The organism is Microbacterium sp. AC145 (genome assembly GCF_979258505.1).
In genome coordinates this window covers 595,487-613,241 of record NZ_OZ409859.1, presented here as the reverse complement: position 1 = coordinate 613,241, position 17,755 = coordinate 595,487, and the positions used below count along the sequence as shown (strand labels likewise).

Here is a 17,755-nt window from a genome sequence, read left to right as displayed (position 1 = left end):
GAACTCACCGTGAAAGGATGACGTCATGCCGCGAACCCCGATGGCGCTCCTGTCGCCCGCAGACCAGGTGCGACTGCGCGCCCTCCGCCGCATGAAGGCGGTCGCTCTCGGCGCACTGATCTTCATGGCCGTCGTGTTCGTGATCGCGTTCGCGTTCCAGGAACGGCAGCCGTGGCTGGCCTATGTGCGCGCCGCGGCCGAAGGCGGCATGGTCGGCGCCCTCGCCGACTGGTTCGCCGTGACCGCGCTGTTCCGTCGGCCGCTCGGGCTGCCGATTCCGCACACGGCGATCATCCCCAACCGCAAAGACGAGATCGGCCGCACGCTCGGCGAGTTCGTCGAGACGAACTTCCTCGAGGCGAGCGTCGTACGCACCAAGCTCGCCAGCACCGCGATTGCGAAGCGCGCGGGCGAGTGGTTGCGAGAGCCGGCACACGCCGAGCGGGTGGGCGCCGAGGGAGCGACGATCGCGACCGCCGTGCTCAACGCCCTCAGCGACGACGACGTGCGCGACCTCATCACCGACCTCGCCCGCGAGCACCTCGTCTCCCCCGAGTGGGGTCCGCCGGCCGGCGCCTGGCTCGACAAGATCGTCGAGGCCGACGCGCACCACGGAGCCGTCGACCTCGCCGCCGACAGCATCGCCCGCTGGCTGGACGCGAACGCCGAGTCGTTCTCGGGTCTCATCTCGCGGAGACTGCCGGGGTGGGTGCCCAAGCTCGCGCACCGCTTCGTCGACGACACCGCCTACAACGAGGCGGTCAAGTTCGTGCGGGCCGTGCAGGCGGACCCGCGGCATCCGGCCCGCATCGCCGTCGACGGATACCTCGCCCGTCTCGCCGACAGCCTGCAGAACGACCCGGCGACCCGCGCGAAGCTCGAGAACGCCAAGTCGTCGCTCTTCGACAGCCCCCGAGTGGGGGCCCTCGCCGCGGAGGCGTGGAACACGGCCAAGAACGGACTGCTCACCGCCCTCGCCGACCCCGAGAGCGGCCTGCGCGTGCGTGCAGCCCAGGCTCTGCAGGAGGTCGGCGACAGGCTGACGACGGATGCCGCGCTGCAGCACCGCGTCGACACCTGGGTGTCGGATGCCGCCGTGTTCCTCGTCGACCGGTACCGCCACGACATCGCGTCGATCATCACCGACACCGTCGAGCGCTGGGACCCGGTCGAGACCACCGAGAAGATCGAGCTCATGGTCGGTCGCGACCTGCAGTACATCCGCCTGAACGGCACCTTCGTCGGCGCCCTTGCGGGGCTCGCCATCTTCACGATCGCGCATCTGCTGATCCCCGGGGTCTGATCGCGGCGGCAGGAGGCCGCGCTGCCCACCGCGCTCGTCGTCTTCGCCGAAGGTCAGATGAACAGTGGCAGAAGCGAGACGACGAGGCCGATCACGCCGACGCTCGCGAACACGCTTCCCAGAGTGAGCAGAACTCGACGCAGGTGCGGCGGCTCTCCCACACGGGCACGAGCAGGGTCATTCGCGCTGACGACGCCCATGGCCCAGCCTGCATCCGCGGGCACGGACTCGCTGCGTCGCAGCGGCCGCTCGTGGAAATCACCCCCGGCGAACCAGCGCACGAACACCGAGCCGTCCCGTTCGATGACGGCGATCTCGATACCCCGCCACGGGCCCTCGATCGACCCGATCAGCAGGCCCAGGAAGAGCAGCGGCACGCCGATCCCCAGACCGATCCACGACAGCACCTCGCCGACGAGGGCGAGAGTGTCGAGAGGCTGCATGTCATCATCGTAGAGACAGCGAGGGTGCCTGGTGGGGCTCCCATCGTCACGGTGAGATGGCGGCGGCCTCCGACTCCCATCCGCGACCACCGTCGACTCGGCGCCAGTACTCGCGCGGCTCCTCCCATTCGCGCACGGAGTCGGTGAGCCACACGGTCGAATCCGGTGCCCATCCCGCGATGACCGTCGCGTACTCGTCGTCGACGTCGATCAGCCGGGTGGCGGCCGAGAGGTATCCGAGGGTCGTGAGATGCACCGCGTCCCACCGCTCTGCGACCCGTTCCCAATCAGGAATGATCCAGCTACCGACACGACCCGTGACCCGGAACCAATCGTGGCGACGAGAAGCGGTCACATCCATCGGGTACTCGCGGCACAGCTCGGCCCAGTCATCCGCCGAGCCCACCTCGAGAATCCGCCCCGCACCTCGCATCGGGATGGCGGTGGCGATATCCCACCCGAGAGAATCCTCGACGTACTGGAGCGCGTCCATCACCTCTGCTCGCGTCGTCAGCAGCTGCCACGGCACCGACCACCACGATCCCGAGAAGTGCGCGGTCGGATCCGACGGGCGATCGTGCGCCGCGCGCTTCTCCTCCTCTCGTTGTTCGACGGACCAGGCCGCGAGAACGGCGGCCGGGGCGCGTCCGACCGGGGCGCTGTCCGACTCCCCGCGCCAGTCGACCGCCCACTGTCTCGGCGCGAACGGTGCGGTCAGGGCCGGCATCGCGGCGACCACGCGGTCGGCGACCGGACGCAGAGCCTCTCTCACGGCGGGCAATGCGGCCACCGCATCCGTGCCGTCCGGCTCCTGCCAGTACCGGGCATGGTCGACCGACTCGCCCATGGCCTCGCGAATCGCACCCTCCGAGATCGGACCGGGCGCAGCCGCGCGGATGAGCTCCGCGACTCCCGACTCGGTGGCGGCCGGAGGGACGACGATCTCGACATCGCGGTTGCCGAACAGCGTCCCCGGATTCGGATCGATCTCATGACCGAGCCAGAACACGGCAGACCTCACCGCGTCGTCGGCGTCGATCATGACGGCGAGGCAGAGGCGGCGTCCCCGTGGTCCGTGCAGGAGTTCGTCGGCGATGGTCATGGTCGCCTCAGCGGGCCGGTCCGTCGTCCGGCGTCACGGTCGCGCTGATGGCGGCGCGAGCGACGTCGATGACGTGCATCACCCCGACGACATCCTCGTGGGTATGGACCGGTGACTCCAGGCGCCCCTCGGCGGCATACGAGGCCAACGCCGTCGCCTGGTACCCGAGACCGTCGTGCACGGCCTCGAACCGGTTGTCCGTGAACGACGCCGTCTCGGACGAGCCGAAGCCGCCGATGGTCACGCTGATCGACGAGGGGCCGAAGAACGGGCTGCCGATCTCTATGCGGCCTCGCGAACCGAGCACCGCGGCCTGCACGGGCATGGCGGTCTGCAGTGACGTGCTGGCGAACGCCCGCGCGCCGGAGACGTATGACATCAGCACGTCGGCGCTGACATCCACTCCCCCGGGGCCACTGTCACCCCTGGCCACGATCTCGGTCGGAGCGCCGAGGATCGACGATGCGAAGGAGATCGGATAGACACCGGCATCGAGCAGCGCGCCGCCACCGAGCGCCGGATCCCAGAGCCGGTGCTCCGGGATGTACGGCATGGTGAACCCGAAGTCGGCCGTGACCAGGCGGATGTCACCGATCGCACCATCGGCGAGCACCGTGCGCATCACGTCGGACTGCGGCAGATACCTGGTCCACATCGCCTCCATGACGAGCACCCCCGCAGCACGGCCGGCGTCGGTGATCTCGCGCGCCTCATCGGCCGACATCGCCATCGGCTTCTCGATGAGCACGTGCTTGCCTGCGGCGATCGCGGCGAGCGCCTGTTCGCGGTGCAGCGGATGCGGCGTGGCGACATAGACGACGTCGACCTCGGGGTCGGAGACGAGCGCCTCGATGCTGGGCAGCACTCGTGCGATGCCGTGCTCCGCAGCGAACGCCTCCGTCTTGGCCCGGTCGCGCGCCGTGACGGCGACTGCGCGCTGCGCCGTGTGCGCATGCATCGCGTGGACGAACTTGCCGGCGATGCCCGTGCCGATCACACCCCAGCGGAGGGGCGGGACAGCGGTCGGGTCGGGCAGCGAAGGGGCGGGGAGCGTCAGCGACATCGGTGAGCCTTTCGAGTCTCGGGGGCTACCCCCAGCGTAGACATCAGTGGCGATCGGTTCGTGGTCGCGCTCAGACGGTATCCGGTCTCAGGTCGAGCCTGCGCAGCAGCTGCGCATTGAGCGCGACCACGATCGTCGATACCGACATCAGGACCGCCCCCACCGACATCGGCAGCACGAACCCGATCGGGGCGAGCACACCGGCCGCGAGCGGAACGGAGAGCAGGTTGTACCCGGCTGCCCACCAGAGGTTCTGCGTCATCTTGCGGTAGCTCGCCCGCGACAGGTCGATCACCGACAGCACCGATCGGGGGTCGTCGCTGGCGAGGATGACACCCGCCGAGGCGATGGCGACATCCGTTCCCGCACCGATGGCGATGCCGACGTCGGCCTGCGCGAGCGCGGGCGCGTCGTTGACGCCGTCTCCGACCATCGCGACCCGGCGTCCTTCGCCCTGCAGCTCCTTCACCTTCGACGACTTGTCTTCCGGGCGCACCCCGGCGAAGTACCGGTCGATACCGAGCTCGCCTGCGACCGAGGCGGCCACGGCATCAGCATCACCGGTGATCATCACCACCTGCACACCTCGGTCGTGGAGAGCATCGACGGCACGACGCGACTCGGTGCGGATCTCGTCTGCCAGGCGCAGCGCACCCGCGACCTGGCCGTCGACGAGCACGTGCAGGATGATCGCGCCCTCGTCGCGCCAGTCGTCGGCGATGGGGAGCTCGGATGCGTGCTCCTGCTCGAGCAGGGAGGGGCCGCCGACCTGCACCGTGCGTCCGTCGACGCGCGCGCGAACCCCGACAGCGGGAGACGACTCGAAGTCGGAAGACGTCGGGACGGTGAGATTCCGCTCCGCGGCCGCGTTCACGATCGCGCGAGCGAGCGGATGCTCGGAGTCGGCCTCTGCGGATGCCGCCCACGCCAGCAACCGGTCAGCAGGGGTCCCGGAGACCGGTTCGATCGCGGTCACCGCGGGGGCGCCCTTGGTCAGCGTGCCGGTCTTGTCGAACAGGACCGTGTCGACGGTGCGCATGCTCTCCAGCGCCAGTCGATCCTTGATGAGAACACCTCCGCGCGCGGCCCGTTCCGTCGCGATCGACACCACGAGCGGGATCGCCAGGCCGAGGGCGTGCGGGCAGGCGATCACCAGCACGGTGATCGTGCGGATCACCGCGGCGTCTGGCATGCCGACCGCCGTCCAGACGATCGCGGTGATCGCCGCGGCACCGAGCGCGTACCAGAACAGCCACCCCGCCGCCTTGTCCGCGAGCCGCTGCGCCCGCGACGTCGAGTTCTGCGCCTCGGTCACCAGCTTCTGGATGCCGGCGAGTGCCGTGTCAGACCCGATGGCGGTGACCACCAGCCGCACGCCGGAGTCGGTGGCGACGGTGCCCGCGATGACCTGATCGCCGACACCGCGACGCACCGGCCGGGATTCGCCTGTGATCATCGACTCGTCCATGCTCGCCGACCCCTGCACGATGCGCCCGTCGGCCGGCACCCGCCCGCCGGGGCGCACCACCACGACGTCATCGACCCGAAGGTCGGCGGGGGCGACCGTCACCGTCACATCACCCTCGATCCTCTCTGCCTCGTCGGGCAGCAGCGCCGCCAGAGAGTCCAGCGCCGAGGTCGTCTGGGCGAGAGAGCGCATCTCGATCCAGTGACCGAGCAGCATGATCACGATCAGCAGCGCCAACTCCCACCAGAAGTCGAGTTCGTGGTGCAGCAGACCGAGGCTCGCAGCCCACGAGGCCAGGAACGCGACGGTGATCGCGAGGGCGATCAGCAGCATCATCCCGGGCTTCCGCGCGCGGAGCTCGCTCACGGCGCCGGTGAGGAAAGGAGCACCACCCCACACGTACATCACGGTGCCGAGCAGCGGAGACACCCATCCGGCCCAGTCGGCCTCCGGCAGCGGGTAGCCGAGAAGCATCGAGAACATGCCCGAGAACCCGACGACCGGGACCGCGAGGGCGAGCATGATCCAGAACAGCCGGCGGAACTGGCCCGCGTGGTCGCCATGACCGGCGTGCCCGCTATGCCCTGCATGCCCGCCATGCCCGCCATGCCCGCCATGCCCGCCATGCTCGACATGCTCGACATGCTCGACATGCTCGACATGCTCTGTGCGCTCTGCGTGCCCGCCCTGACCAGCGCGGTCGTGGGATGAATCGTGGCCTGCGTGTTCGTCGTGCTGGTTCATGACTTCTCCTCGTCCGGGATACCCCCTGGGGGTATTAACCCGACACAGAGCGATCTATTCCCGAACGCATCGCGAGCGCCGCGAGCATCTCCAGCACGCACAGCGCCGCGAGCCGCACCGTGCGCAGGTCATCGGTGTCGGCCGTCGCATCGACCTCCGCGATGTCCGCACCGACCACGCGCGGATCCGCGACGATCGAGCGGACGAGTGCACGCAGCTCCCAGGCCGCCAGGCCACCGGGCACGCTCGCCGGGCATCCGGGGGCAGCAGCGCGGTCGGCGGCATCCACGTCGACGTCGAGGTGGATGCGGGCGGCAGCGCCCGCTCCTGCGATGCGCGTGGCTTCGGCGACGACGTCGTCGATGCCCCGGCGCCGCACCTCGTCGAGGGTGATCACGCGGATGCCCCACTCACTGGCCCTCGCGGCATAGGCCGCCGAGTTCGCGAAGTCGGCGATGCCGATCTGCACGATCTTCGTCGGCTCGATGCGCTCCCCCTCCGGCGCGTCTTCGATCAGCCGCCGCACCGGCGACCCGTTCGAGACGCCGTCACGCAGATCGAAGTGGGCGTCGATCGTGATGAGTCCGGTGGCGCCGACTCCCCTGGCCACCGGATAGGTCAGCGCGTTGTCGCCGCCGAGCGCGATCACCAGGCGGCATGCGTCGGAGATCTCGCGCACCCGGGCGACCGTCTCAGCCGTGCCGGACTCACCATCGGGCTCGGGCACGTCACCCGCGTCGAGAACGCGCAGCGCCTCACCGAGGTCGATGACGGGAGGCCCCATGAGGGTGGCGCTGTAGCGGGTGAGCGCCTCACGGATCGCCGCGGGCGTCGCATGGGCGCCGGTCGGCGACAGCGAGGTGCGCCAGGTCGGAACACCGAGCAGCACGGCATCCGCGTCGTCACTGCTGCCGAACATCGGCCACGATCCCGCCCGCGTCCACAGATCATCCTGCGAGAGAGCCATGATCTTCCTCTCCCCTCTCAGGTGCCGACGCCGCGAACACCGCGACTCCGTCCTTCCAGACCTTCTCGACCAGGGGAACCCCCGGGCGATAGGCGAGGTGCACGCGCGTGGGAGCCTTCACCAGCACGAGGTCTGCCCGAGCCCCTGCCGTGATCACGCCGACATCGTCGCGACGCAGCGCCCGCGCTCCTCCGGCGGTCGCCGCCCACACCGCCTCGGCGGGGGTCATGCCCATGTCGCGCACCGCGATCGCGATGCAGAACGGCATGGACGACGTGAAGCTCGAGCCGGGGTTCGTGTCGCAGGCGATCGCCACCGTGACACCGGCGTCGATCAGACGACGCGCATCGAGGTACGGCTGCCGCGTCGAGAACTCCACACCCGGCAACAGGGTCAGCACGGTGTCTGAGGCGGCGAGCGCCGCGACGTCGGCATCGGTCAGGTAGGTGCCGTGGTCGACGGATGCCGCGCCGAGCTCGACGGCGAGACGCACACCGTCGCCGGGGCCCAGCTGGCTCGCGTGCACGCGCGGCGTCAGCCCCTTCGCGATTCCGGCCTCGAGCACCCGCCGCGACTGCGCGACGGAGAAGGCACCGGTCTCGCAGAACACGTCGATCCACTTCGCGTGCGAAGCGCAGGCGTCGAGCATCGCCCCGGTCACCAGGTCGACGTACTCGTCGGTGCGGTCGGCGTACTCCGCCGGAACCACGTGTGCACCGAGGAATGTGACCTCCGGTGTGACTTCGGCCGCGAGTCGTACGAGGCGCTCCTCGTCCTCGACGCTCAGCCCGTAGCCGCTCTTGATCTCGACGGTCGTGGTGCCCTGCGCCAGCATCTCGTCGATGAATCCGCGCAGTCGTGCCCGCAGCTCGTCGTCGCTCGCGGCTCGGGTCGCTGCGACGGTCGAACGGATGCCGCCGGCGGCATACTTCTGTCCCGCCATCCGCGCCTCGAACTCGGCCGCGCGGTCTCCGCCGAACGCCAGATGGCTGTGACTGTCGACGAAACCGGGGATCACCGCGCGACCACCGGCGTCGATGATCTCGTCGGCATCGGGTGCGGCATCCGATGATCCGACCCAGGCGATCCGCTCGCCGTCGATCAGCACGGCCGCATCGCGCAGCGTGCCGCAGCGATCTCCCTCAGGAGAGCCGACGTTGGTGGTCAGCTCCCCGATGTTCGTGATCAGCGAGGTGCTCACAGCATCGGCACCTTCAGGCCGCGTTCACGGGCGATGTCACGCGCGTGCTCGTATCCGGCGTCGACGTGGCGCATGACGCCGGTGCCCGGGTCGTTGGTCAGCACGCGTTCGAGCTTCTCGGCGGCGAGCGCCGAGCCGTCGGCGACGCTGACCTGACCGGCATGGATCGAGCGGCCGATGCCGACGCCGCCGCCGTGGTGCAGAGACACCCACGAGGCACCGGATGCAGTGTTGAGCAGCGCGTTCAGCAGCGGCCAGTCGGCGATCGCGTCGGAGCCGTCCTTCATGGCCTCGGTCTCGCGGTACGGCGATGCGACGGATCCGGAGTCGAGGTGGTCCCGGCCGATCACGATCGGCGCCGACAGCTCACCGGAGGCGACCATCTCGTTGAACTTGAGGCCGGCGAGGTGCCGTTCCTTATAGCCGAGCCAGCAGATGCGGGCGGGAAGGCCCTCGAAGTGCACGGTCGAGCCTGCCTTCTCGAGCCAGCGGTGCAGAGCTTTGTCGTCGGGGAAGAGCTCGGCGATCGCGCGGTCGGTCTTGTAGATGTCTTCGGGGTCACCCGAGAGAGCCGCCCAGCGGAAGGGCCCGCGGCCCTCTTCGAACTGCGGCCGGATGTAGGCCGGCACGAAGCCGGGGAACTCGAATGCGCGGTCGAAGCCGCCCAGCTGCGCCTCGGCCCGGATCGAGTTTCCGTAGTCGAAGACCGCGGCCCCTGCATCCTGGAATGCCACCATCGCCGCGACGTGCTGAGCCATCGACTCGCGCGAGCGGTGGGTGAAAGCCTCGGCATCCCGCTCGGCCTCGGCTTTCCAGTCGGCGACCGAGATGCCCACCGGCAGGTAGGCGAGCGGATCGTGAGCGCTGGTCTGGTCGGTGACGATGTCGATCGGCACGCCCCGACGCAGCAGCTCGGGGAAGACCTCCGCCGCGTTGCCGACGACGCCGACCGAGAGCGCCTCGCCGGCACGCTTCGCCGCGACGACCCGGGCGACGGCCGCATCGAGGTCGGTCGTGTACTCGTCGAGGTATCCGTGCTGCACCCGGCGTGCGAGGCGCGACTCGTCGACATCGACGATCAGCACGACCCCGTCGTTGAGCGTGACGGCGAGCGGCTGCGCACCGCCCATGCCTCCGGCGCCGCCGGTGAGGGTCAGCGTGCCCCTGAGCGACTCTCGCCCGAGCGACCGGGCGACGGCCGCGAACGTCTCGTAGGTCCCCTGCAGGATCCCCTGGGTTCCGATGTAGATCCACGACCCGGCGGTCATCTGGCCGTACATGATCAGACCGAGCTCTTCGAGCTTGCGGAACTCGGGCCAGGTGGCCCAATCGCCCACCAGGTTCGAGTTGGCGATCAGCACGCGCGGCGCCCACTCGTGCGTGCGGAAGACACCGACCGGCTTGCCCGACTGCACGAGCAGTGTCTCGTCGGGTTCCAGTTCGTCGAGCGTGCGGACGATCGCGTCGTACGCCTCCCAGCTGCGAGCCGCCTTTCCTGTGCCGCCGTAGACGACGAGGTCTTCGGGATGCTCGGCGACCTCGGGATCGAGGTTGTTCATGAGCATCCGCTTGGCCGCTTCCGCACCCCAGCTCTTGGCGGTGCGCTGGTTGCCGCGGGCGGCACGAACCCTGCGGGGTCCGGCAGGCGTCGCGGATTCCGGCGTTGCGGTCGATTCGGGGGTCGTGGTGTCAGTCATTCGCGTGCTCCTTTGCGATGCGGGCGACGGCGCCGGACTGCACGAGTGCGGTCACGGCCTCCATGTCGGGTGAGAGGAAGCGGTCGGGCCCTGGGCCCGCGGCGACGGTGCGGACGAGGTCGCGCACGGCGCCGGTGGCAGAACCTGCAGCGAGTGGCGCCCGCAGGTCGAGGGCGCGAGCGCCGGTGAGGATCTCGATCGCGAGCACACGGCCGAGGCCGTCGATCGCACGGCGAAGTTTGCGGGCAGCCGCCCACCCCATCGACACGTGGTCCTCCTGCATGGCCGACGACGGGATGGAGTCGACGGATGCCGGAACGGCGAGGCGCTTGAGCTCGGATACGATCCCCGCCGCCGCGTACTGCGCGATCATGAGGCCGGAGTCGACACCGACCTCGTCCGCGAGGAACGGTGGCAGGCCGTGGCTGCGCGCGGGGTCGAGGGCGCGGTCGGTACGACGCTCCGAGATCGACGCGACATCGGCGACCGAGATCGCGAGGAAATCGAGCACCGCGGCGACCGGGGCGCCGTGGAAGTTGCCGTTCGACTCGATGCGTCCATCGAGCGTGATGATGGGATTGTCGATCACACTCGCGAGCTCTCGACCGGCGATCGTCGCCGCATACCCCATCGTGTCGCGAGCAGCGCCGTGCACCTGCGGAGAGCACCGCAGCGAGTACGCATCCTGCACCCGGCCGTCTTCCGGACCCTTGTGACTGTGCACGATGGGTGAGTCGTGCAGGAACGCCCGCAGGTTCGCGGCGGACTCGGCCTGACCTGTCTGTGCGCGAAGCGCCATGAGGTCGGCCGCGAAGACGGCATCCGTGCCGAGCTGCGATTCCACCGACATCGCCGCAGCGACATCGGCCGTGAGCAGCAGCGTGTCGAGATCGTGCAGAGCGAGCACGAGCATCCCGAGCATGCCGTCGGTGCCGTTGATGAGGGCGAGCCCCTCCTTCTCGACGAGCGTGAGCGGCTCGATGCCGGCGGCGGCCAGAGCATCGGATGCCGGGATGAGGGCTCCCTCGGCATCACGGACGTCGCCTTCGCCCATCGCCGCGAGAGCGATGTGGGCGAGCGGCGCCAGGTCGCCCGAGCATCCGAGCGATCCGTATTCGCGCACGACCGGCACGATGCCCGCGTTGAGCAGTGCGGCGTAGGTCTCGACGACGACGGGACGCACACCGGTACGCCCCGACGCGAGAGTCTGCAGGCGCAGCAGCTGCAGGCCGCGAACGACCTCCGCTTCGACCTCGGCGCCGGTTCCCGCGGCGTGCGAGCGGATCAGGCTCGCCTGCAGCTGCAGGCGACGATCGGGCGCGATGAAGGTCGTGGCGAGAGCCCCGAACCCGGTGGAGACGCCGTAGTGCGGATGCGGGTCGGCGGCGAGTGCGTCGATGACGCTGCGCGTGTCGGCGACCCGCACGAGAGCCTCGGGACTGATGACGACGGGAGCGCCGTGCCGGGCGACGGCGACGACATCGGCTGGGCTCAGGGGTGCGGCGCCGACGAGAACGGAGGACGGATGACTCATGTCTCGATTCCACACCTCGAAGGTCGTTCCCGGCAGGGGGTCGTGAGATGCTGTGTCTGTGATCTCAGACAACCGACCACCGTCCGTCGACGTGCCGGCTCCGGCGGAGGTCCAGGTGCCGGCGGCCGATCAGACGCTGCGCATCCTTCGCTATCTCGCCGGCCGCCCTGCACCCGTCGCCGCTTCGGCGATCGCACGCGAGCTCACCCTCCCCCGCTCGACCGTCTACCACCTGCTCACGACCCTCGCCGCGCACGGTTTCGTGATGCACCTGCGAGAGGAGCGACGGTGGGGACTCGGTACTTCGGCGTTCGAGCTCGCCGGCGGCTATTCGCGCCAGCAGCCTCTCGCCAGACTGGGAAGGCCGCTGATCGCCGCGCTGTCCGACCGACTCGGCGAGAGCGCGCATCTCGCGGTCATGAGCGGCGGTGACGTGCTCTACATCGTCGAGGAGCGCGCGCCGCGGCGCCAGGCATTGGTCACGGATGTCGGCGTGCGGCTGCCCGCGCACCTGACCGCATCCGGCAGAGCGATGCTCGCTGCGCTCCCCCGGGAGCAGGTGCGCGCCCTCTACCCCAGCGCGTCGTCGTTCCCCGACCGCACCGGCCTCGGCCCGCGCACGCCGAGCGCTCTCCGAGAAGTGCTGCGCGAGGTGCGCGCCCGCGGCTACGCGACCGAAGACAGCGAGGTCGCCGACGGTCTTCGGTCGGTCGGCGCCGCGGTGCACGACCACACCGGCTGGCCGGTCGCAGCCGTGGCAGTGACCTGGGCAGGCTCCGAGCTCGACGAGCAGGTGCTCGCGGATGCCGTGCGCGAGTCCGCTGCCGTCCTCGAGGCGCGATTGGCGCGCTGAGGTGATCGCTACTCTGTGAGCATGCATTCGCCACAGATCGTGACATCGCGCGGCCGTCGCCGCTCCCTTGCCGCCGGATCAGCGCTCGGCATCCTTCTCACCGCCACCCTCGCCGCGTGCGCTCCCGAACCGGCCGCGCCCGCGGCAGAGACGCCGTCCCCCTCTGCGACCCCGACGTCGACTCCCACCTCTGCCCCCTCATCGGCCACGGTGGCGGGGTACGAACCCGGGCAGTTCCCACCCGTCCCTCTTTTCGTCCTCCCCGATCTCGCGCTGCTCGACAGCTCGGCATCCGCCTTCACGATCGAGGTGAACGAGGCCCTCGCTGGCATCCCCGGGGTGACGGCATCTCCCGCGCACTGCGATGCCGACGGCGGCGTGATCTCGGGCAACGGCACCGCGTATCTGTACGGCGACGGATCAGGCACGTTCACCGGGCCCGACGGGTCTGTGCAGAACTTCGGAGACGGGTCGGGCACCTCCACGATCAACGGGGTGACGATTCAGAACTTCGGCGACGGATCGGGGAACTACGCCGATGGAGCGGTCACGATCCAGAACTTCGGCGACGGATCGGGGAACTACACCGATGCCTCGCGCACCGTGCAGATCTTCGGAGATGGGTCCGGCAACTACACCGCAGGCGAGGTGACCATCCAGAACTTCGGGGACGGGTCGGGCAACTACACCGCGGCGGACGTCACCATCCAGAACTTCGGAGACGGGTCCGGCAACTACACCGACGGCGACATCACCATCCAGAACTTCGGCGACGGCACGGCGCTCGTGAACGACGAGATGATCGACGCCGAACCGCTCCCGCCGGTGCCCGAGCTCGGGGTCTTCCCACCGCTCGGCGCCCTCGCTCCGGCGGCTTCGTGCGGTACGACGCTGACCTTCGAAGACGGTGTGCTGTTCGACTTCGACCGCAGTGACATCCGGCCCGATGCCGCCGCCACGCTCGACGCGGTGGCCGCGGTGTTCACCACGCTCGCCATCGCCGAGGCGCAGGTGAGCGGTCACACCGACGCGATCGGCTCGGATGCCGAGAATCAGGTGCTGTCCGAAGAGCGTGCCGCCTCGGTCGTCGAGGGACTCGAGGATCGCGGCGTGACGACCGCTCTCACCGCCGAAGGCTTCGGCGAGAGCCGTCCGGTGGCCGCGAACGAGATCGACGGCGTCGACAACCCCGCCGGAAGACAGCTGAACCGCCGCGTCGAGATCTTCATCCCCGCCGCGCTCTAGGACGCGCTGAGGGGACGAAGAAGGCCCCGGGCGTGAGCCCGGGGCCTTCTTCACGGTGTGGACCTAAGGGGATTCGAACCCCTGACCTCCTCGATGCGAACGAGGCGCGCTACCAACTGCGCCATAGGCCCGTGAACCTCGTCTACGTTATCACGCTCGATGAGGTGTCTGCGTCGCCGGGAGTCACCCTGCGGCCCGCTTGGCGAGCAGGTCGCGCACGTGCGCTTCGATCTCGGCGTCGTCGACGAAGCCCATCCGCGCGTAGGGCGATGAGGCGGCGGGCAGTTGAACGGGCGCAGCGGGTGCCATCTGTTCGGCACGCTCGCGGAGCGCTGCGAGACGAGCGGCCTTGCGTCGCTCCTCCTGCGCCTCGATCTCGGCGCGAGCTGCCTGTGCCCGCGACCCTGCGACCGACATGAGCGGCTCGGGAAGCGCACGCGGAGTCCACGTCGCGGGTCCCTGATCGTGCAGAGCAGGTGCCACGCGCGGAGCCGGCGCTTCGGCGGCCTGGGCGGGCCTGCGAGCCACGCGCGAGGCGACGGACGCCATCCGCTGCAGCACGAGTGCCGAGCAGATGGTCATGGCGCCGCCGACCCAGATCAGCAGCTGCGTCTGCGCGACGACGAGCTGCCACACACCGAGACCGGCGACGGCGAGTCCGATGATCGCGACGACAGTCGCGGTGACGCGCACCTGTCGACGCGCACGCGCCTGGCGGATCACCGGGTCGGCACGTGTCGCCGCGAGCTCCTGTCGGAGCTTCTCGAGCTCTGCGACCTCACGCTCGGACTGCACCCGCTTCGCCAGCTTCTGCTGTGCGAGAGCGGTGCGGGCGTTGAGTTCGAGACGCACCTCATCGGGGGTCTCGCTCGTCTCGGCGAGCACCCGGAGGGCCTGATTGAGTCGAACGGCATTGCGCTCGGCGGCATCGTATTGAAAGCGGCCGCGCCACGAGGGCAGCAGATAGAGCATCCACAGGAGCGCAGCGACGAGCACGATCACTCCCCCACTCAGCACCGGCCCGTCCATGCTCCCCACGGTACGGGAACAGCGGCGGCCACGATGCTCTGCGCGAGCGCGTGTCGCGACGAGTTACACCGCGAGATGCCTCAGATGATCATGCGGTCTGCGGGCGGGATCGTCGCGGCATCCGGCGGCACCTGTCCGTTGAGCCATCGCGCCAGCACCCCCTGCGGCACATCTTCGCGAGTCAGCGCGAACGCGTAGTGATCGCGCCAGTCGCCGTCGATGTGGATGTAACGCCGCCGCAGCCCCTCATAACGGAAGCCGAGCTTCTGCACGATGCGCAGGCTGGCAGCATTCTCGGGACGGATGCAGATCTCCATGCGGTGCAGTGCATATTCGGTGAAGCACGCGTCCGTGGCGAGGGCGACGGCGGTCGGAGTGATCCCCTTGCCCGCGAAACGCTCGCTCACCCAGTAGCCGATCGTCGCCGAGCAGAGCGAGCCCCGGGCCACTCCCCAGACGTTGAGCTGTCCCGCGATCTCGCCCTCGTACTCCATGACGAACGGATAGCCGGCACCCTCACGATGCTGCTGCAGCAGACGGCGGATGCTGAGACGCATGTCGAAGGAGACCGCCCCGTACGGAACGGTCGCCTCCCACGGCTGCAGCCACTGTCGGTTCGACAGGAGCTCGTGCTGCAACGCCCTCGCGTCGCGCGGACGCACGAGACGCAACTCGATCGGACCGTGTCGCATCCCCGCCGCCAATTCCATTCTGCGCACTCCCCGCAGCAATGACGCCTACAGGCGTTCTGCGAACTCCTTGAGCCACGGTCGCAGCTCGGGTCCGAGGTCTTCGCGGTCCGAGGCCAGCTGCACGATCGCCTTGATGTAGTCGACGCGGTCGCCGGTGTCGTAGCGGCGTCCGCGGAACACGACGCCGACCACTCCGGGGCCGTCGGGGTCGGTGGCCAGCACCTGCAGCGCGTCGGTCAGCTGGATCTCGCCGCCCTTGCCGGGCTCGGTGCGCTCGAGCACCTCGAAGATCGATGCGGGCAGCACGTAGCGCCCGATGACCGCGAGGTTCGAGGGAGCGTCTTCGACCGGGGGCTTCTCGACGAGACCGGTGACCTTCACGGCATCCGTGCCCTCGAGCTCTTCGACGGCGGCGGCGCCGTACATGTGGATGCTCGACGGATCGACCTCCATGAGCGCGATCACTGCGGCACCGGTGCGCTCGTGCTCGGCGATCATCTCGGTGAGCAGCGGATCCCGCGCGTCGATGAGGTCGTCACCGAGCAGCACGGCGAACGAGCTGTCGCCGACGTGGGTGCGAGCACGCAGCACCGCGTGGCCCAGTCCCTTCGGCTCGCCCTGGCGGACGAAATGGATGTCGGCGAGGTCGCTCGACTTCATGACGTGCTCGAGGCGACCCATGTCGCCCTTCTCGGTGAGCTTCACCTCGAGCTCGGGCACCGAGTCGAAGTGATTCGAGATGGCGTTCTTGTTGCGCCCGATGATGACGAGGATGTCGTCGATCCCCGCGTCCGCAGCTTCTTCGACGACGTACTGGATGGCCGGCTTGTCTACGACAGGCAGCATCTCCTTCGGCATAGCCTTCGTCGCGGGCAGGAAACGCGTCCCCAGTCCTGCAGCGGGAATGACAGCTTTGATGTTCTGATGACCCATCCCCACAGCCTAGCGGTGGACCCGCCGTAGACTCGGAGGCATGGCGAACGACGTCGAGCACGAGAAGCGCGCCCTGCGCGCCGAACTCCGCGAACGACGGCAGTTGCTGAGCGAATCGCAGCGCGATGCTCTGGCCGCGGCCCTCACCGAACGTCTGGATGAGCTGGTGGATTCGGTCGGGGCGCGGTCGATCTCGTGCTTCCTGTCGACGACCACCGAGCCCGGCACGAGGGAGTTCGTGCGCGAGGCGGTGCGCCGAGGCATCCGCGTGCTCCTTCCCGTCACGCGCGCCGACGGTCTGCTCGACTGGGCGGTCGCGACCGACGACGACGAGGTCGGCGAGGGACTCTTCGGGCTGCCGGAGCCGACCGGTGAGGTCCTCGGGCCGATCGCCGTGAACGACGTCGACCTCATGATCATCCCCGCCGCCGCGGTCGACCGCGGCGGAATGCGCATGGGATGGGGCCGCGGCTACTTCGACAAGACCATCGGATCCATGCAGAAGTGCCCTCCGGTCTATGCGGTCATCTATGATTCCGAGGTACTCGACTTCCTGCCGAGGGACGTGCACGATCAGCCGGTCACCGGTGTCGTGACCCCCACGCAGACCCTTCTCCTGTCGCCGACCAGGCACTGACCCCACGAGGACCGCTATGCCCACCTATGCCTATGCCTGCCGTTCCTGCGGCCACGCGTTCGACGCCGTGCAGAGTTTCGCCGACGACGCGCTGACCGTCTGCCCCGAGTGCGGCGGCGAGCTGCGCAAGCAGTACGGCTCGATCGGAGTCACCTTCAACGGCTCCGGCTTCTATCGCACCGACTCGCGGGCGGGCTCCGCGGGATCATCCGCGGCCCCGGCATCATCGAAGTCAGAATCGTCGTCGAGCGCGAAGCCCGCGCCCGCTGCTACGCCTGCTTCCTCCTGACACACCGAACAACTCGGAGACACACCATGCTCAAAGGTTTCAAGGACTTCCTCCTCCGCGGCAACGTCATCGACCTGGCCGTCGCGGTCGTCATCGGTACCGCGTTCACTGCCATCGTCACCGCCGTCGTGAACAGCCTCATCACCCCGCTGGTCTCGTTGTTCTTCAACGCAGACGCCACGGGCAGCTTCGGCCCCCAGGTCCCCAACATCTACGGCGAGATGGTCACCTTCCCGATCGGCGACCTGATCTCGGCGATCATCAGCTTCCTCGCCGTGGCCGCCGTCGTGTACTTCGTGTTCGTCCTGCCGATGAACACGTTCAAGGCGCACGTCGAGGCCCGCAAGGGCACCTCGGCCGAAGAGCCGGCCGAAGAGCCGGCCGCCGCGACCGAGACCGAGCTGCTCATCGAGATCCGCGACCTGCTCGCCAAGCAGCAGGCGCCGCGCGACTGACGCGAGGTCGGAGCGGCTGCCGGCTCTCGCCGAGATCCGGTCAACCGCCCGAGATCCGCACAGAATCGCACAGATTCTGCGGATCTCGGGCGGTTTGCCG

Annotated in this window: 17 protein-coding genes and 1 tRNA gene; 6 read left to right on the top strand and 12 right to left on the bottom strand. The window is 69.2% G+C overall.

Annotation, left to right across the window (positions count from 1 at the left end):
* Window positions 1-25: 25 nt before the first annotated feature.
* The gene (locus ACZZZN_RS02975; protein WP_463503740.1) at window positions 26-1,303 is read left to right on the top strand and encodes a DUF445 domain-containing protein; all 1,278 of its coding nucleotides are present in this window, start codon (window positions 26-28) and stop codon (window positions 1,301-1,303) included.
* Between the two features lie 53 nt (window positions 1,304-1,356).
* On the opposite strand, the gene ACZZZN_RS02970 is transcribed toward ACZZZN_RS02975, so the two are convergent.
* The 8 genes from ACZZZN_RS02970 to hutH form a co-directional block, all read right to left on the bottom strand.
* The gene (locus ACZZZN_RS02970) at window positions 1,357-1,746 is read right to left on the bottom strand and encodes a hypothetical protein (protein WP_463503739.1); all 390 of its coding nucleotides are present in this window, start codon (window positions 1,744-1,746) and stop codon (window positions 1,357-1,359) included.
* 46 nt (window positions 1,747-1,792) lie between these two features.
* Window positions 1,793-2,848 (bottom strand): hypothetical protein, encoded by a 1,056-nt coding sequence (locus ACZZZN_RS02965; protein ID WP_463503738.1) that lies wholly within the window; start codon window positions 2,846-2,848, stop codon window positions 1,793-1,795.
* Window positions 2,849-2,855: 7 nt separating this feature from the next.
* Window positions 2,856-3,911 (bottom strand): Gfo/Idh/MocA family protein, encoded by a 1,056-nt coding sequence (locus tag ACZZZN_RS02960; RefSeq protein ID WP_463503737.1) that lies wholly within the window; start codon window positions 3,909-3,911, stop codon window positions 2,856-2,858.
* Window positions 3,912-3,981: 70 nt separating this feature from the next.
* Complete coding sequence (locus tag ACZZZN_RS02955; protein ID WP_463503736.1) at window positions 3,982-5,901, bottom strand: heavy metal translocating P-type ATPase; 1,920 nt, start codon at window positions 5,899-5,901, stop codon at window positions 3,982-3,984.
* Window positions 5,902-6,157: 256 nt separating this feature from the next.
* Window positions 6,158-7,090, bottom strand: coding sequence for an arginase family protein (locus ACZZZN_RS02950; protein ID WP_463503735.1), 933 nt, complete (start codon window positions 7,088-7,090; stop codon window positions 6,158-6,160).
* Complete coding sequence (gene hutI / locus ACZZZN_RS02945) at window positions 7,071-8,291, bottom strand: imidazolonepropionase (RefSeq protein ID WP_463503734.1); 1,221 nt, start codon at window positions 8,289-8,291, stop codon at window positions 7,071-7,073. Before hutI ends, ACZZZN_RS02950 begins: the two co-directional genes overlap by 20 nt.
* On the bottom strand, window positions 8,288-9,988 hold the full coding sequence (gene hutU / locus ACZZZN_RS02940) for a urocanate hydratase (protein ID WP_463503733.1): 1,701 nt from the start codon (window positions 9,986-9,988) through the stop codon (window positions 8,288-8,290). Before hutU ends, hutI begins: the two co-directional genes overlap by 4 nt.
* Complete coding sequence (gene hutH, locus ACZZZN_RS02935; protein ID WP_463503732.1) at window positions 9,981-11,522, bottom strand: histidine ammonia-lyase; 1,542 nt, start codon at window positions 11,520-11,522, stop codon at window positions 9,981-9,983. The genes hutU and hutH overlap by 8 nt, the downstream gene beginning before the upstream one ends.
* Window positions 11,523-11,580: 58 nt before the next feature.
* On the opposite strand from hutH, the gene ACZZZN_RS02930 reads away from it, so the two are divergent.
* The gene (locus ACZZZN_RS02930; protein WP_463503731.1) at window positions 11,581-12,375 is read left to right on the top strand and encodes an IclR family transcriptional regulator; all 795 of its coding nucleotides are present in this window, start codon (window positions 11,581-11,583) and stop codon (window positions 12,373-12,375) included.
* Between the two features lie 21 nt (window positions 12,376-12,396).
* Window positions 12,397-13,620 carry an OmpA family protein gene (locus ACZZZN_RS02925; RefSeq protein WP_463503730.1) on the top strand — a complete coding sequence of 408 codons (1,224 nt, stop codon included), beginning with the start codon at window positions 12,397-12,399 and terminating at the stop codon, window positions 13,618-13,620.
* A gap of 58 nt (window positions 13,621-13,678) precedes the next feature.
* Here the strand turns inward: ACZZZN_RS02925 and ACZZZN_RS02920 are convergent.
* From ACZZZN_RS02920 to galU, 4 genes are all read right to left on the bottom strand, one after another.
* A tRNA-Ala gene (locus ACZZZN_RS02920) sits at window positions 13,679-13,751 on the bottom strand.
* Window positions 13,752-13,803: 52 nt separating this feature from the next.
* A complete protein-coding gene (locus ACZZZN_RS02915) occupies window positions 13,804-14,649 on the bottom strand; it encodes a hypothetical protein (protein ID WP_463503729.1) in 846 nt (281 codons plus the stop codon).
* A gap of 80 nt (window positions 14,650-14,729) precedes the next feature.
* Window positions 14,730-15,341: a GNAT family N-acetyltransferase gene (locus ACZZZN_RS02910; protein ID WP_463503728.1), complete on the bottom strand. Its 612-nt coding sequence runs from the start codon at window positions 15,339-15,341 to the stop codon at window positions 14,730-14,732.
* A 45-nt stretch (window positions 15,342-15,386) separates the two neighbouring features.
* Window positions 15,387-16,274: a UTP--glucose-1-phosphate uridylyltransferase GalU gene (gene galU, locus ACZZZN_RS02905; protein WP_463503727.1), complete on the bottom strand. Its 888-nt coding sequence runs from the start codon at window positions 16,272-16,274 to the stop codon at window positions 15,387-15,389.
* 40 nt (window positions 16,275-16,314) lie between these two features.
* Here galU and ACZZZN_RS02900 point away from each other — a divergent pair, with 40 nt between their 5' ends.
* From ACZZZN_RS02900 to mscL, 3 genes are read left to right on the top strand one after another with little or no spacing between them, the layout of a single operon-like run.
* Window positions 16,315-16,911 carry a 5-formyltetrahydrofolate cyclo-ligase gene (locus tag ACZZZN_RS02900; RefSeq protein ID WP_463503726.1) on the top strand — a complete coding sequence of 199 codons (597 nt, stop codon included), beginning with the start codon at window positions 16,315-16,317 and terminating at the stop codon, window positions 16,909-16,911.
* Between the two features lie 16 nt (window positions 16,912-16,927).
* Window positions 16,928-17,200 (top strand): FmdB family zinc ribbon protein, encoded by a 273-nt coding sequence (locus ACZZZN_RS02895; protein WP_463503725.1) that lies wholly within the window; start codon window positions 16,928-16,930, stop codon window positions 17,198-17,200.
* Window positions 17,201-17,226: 26 nt separating this feature from the next.
* A complete protein-coding gene (gene mscL, locus ACZZZN_RS02890; RefSeq protein WP_463503724.1) occupies window positions 17,227-17,655 on the top strand; it encodes a large conductance mechanosensitive channel protein MscL in 429 nt (142 codons plus the stop codon).
* Window positions 17,656-17,755 lie beyond the last annotated feature (100 nt).

Coding starts and splice junctions, on each gene's coding strand:
- hutU (WP_463503733.1), bottom strand. CDS start 9,988: ATGACTGACACCACGACCCCCGAATCGACCGCAACGCCGGAATCCGCG.
- mscL (WP_463503724.1), top strand. CDS start 17,227: ATGCTCAAAGGTTTCAAGGACTTCCTCCTCCGCGGCAACGTCATCGAC.
- ACZZZN_RS02970 (WP_463503739.1), bottom strand. CDS start 1,746: ATGCAGCCTCTCGACACTCTCGCCCTCGTCGGCGAGGTGCTGTCGTGG.
- ACZZZN_RS02965 (WP_463503738.1), bottom strand. CDS start 2,848: ATGACCATCGCCGACGAACTCCTGCACGGACCACGGGGACGCCGCCTC.
- ACZZZN_RS02955 (WP_463503736.1), bottom strand. CDS start 5,901: ATGCTCGCCCTCGCGGTCCCGGTCGTCGGGTTCTCGGGCATGTTCTCG.
- galU (WP_463503727.1), bottom strand. CDS start 16,274: ATGGGTCATCAGAACATCAAAGCTGTCATTCCCGCTGCAGGACTGGGG.
- ACZZZN_RS02975 (WP_463503740.1), top strand. CDS start 26: ATGCCGCGAACCCCGATGGCGCTCCTGTCGCCCGCAGACCAGGTGCGA.
- ACZZZN_RS02910 (WP_463503728.1), bottom strand. CDS start 15,341: ATGCGACACGGTCCGATCGAGTTGCGTCTCGTGCGTCCGCGCGACGCG.
- ACZZZN_RS02900 (WP_463503726.1), top strand. CDS start 16,315: ATGGCGAACGACGTCGAGCACGAGAAGCGCGCCCTGCGCGCCGAACTC.
- ACZZZN_RS02950 (WP_463503735.1), bottom strand. CDS start 7,090: ATGGCTCTCTCGCAGGATGATCTGTGGACGCGGGCGGGATCGTGGCCG.
- hutH (WP_463503732.1), bottom strand. CDS start 11,522: ATGAGTCATCCGTCCTCCGTTCTCGTCGGCGCCGCACCCCTGAGCCCA.
- ACZZZN_RS02960 (WP_463503737.1), bottom strand. CDS start 3,911: ATGTCGCTGACGCTCCCCGCCCCTTCGCTGCCCGACCCGACCGCTGTC.
- ACZZZN_RS02925 (WP_463503730.1), top strand. CDS start 12,397: ATGCATTCGCCACAGATCGTGACATCGCGCGGCCGTCGCCGCTCCCTT.
- ACZZZN_RS02895 (WP_463503725.1), top strand. CDS start 16,928: ATGCCCACCTATGCCTATGCCTGCCGTTCCTGCGGCCACGCGTTCGAC.
- ACZZZN_RS02915 (WP_463503729.1), bottom strand. CDS start 14,649: ATGGACGGGCCGGTGCTGAGTGGGGGAGTGATCGTGCTCGTCGCTGCG.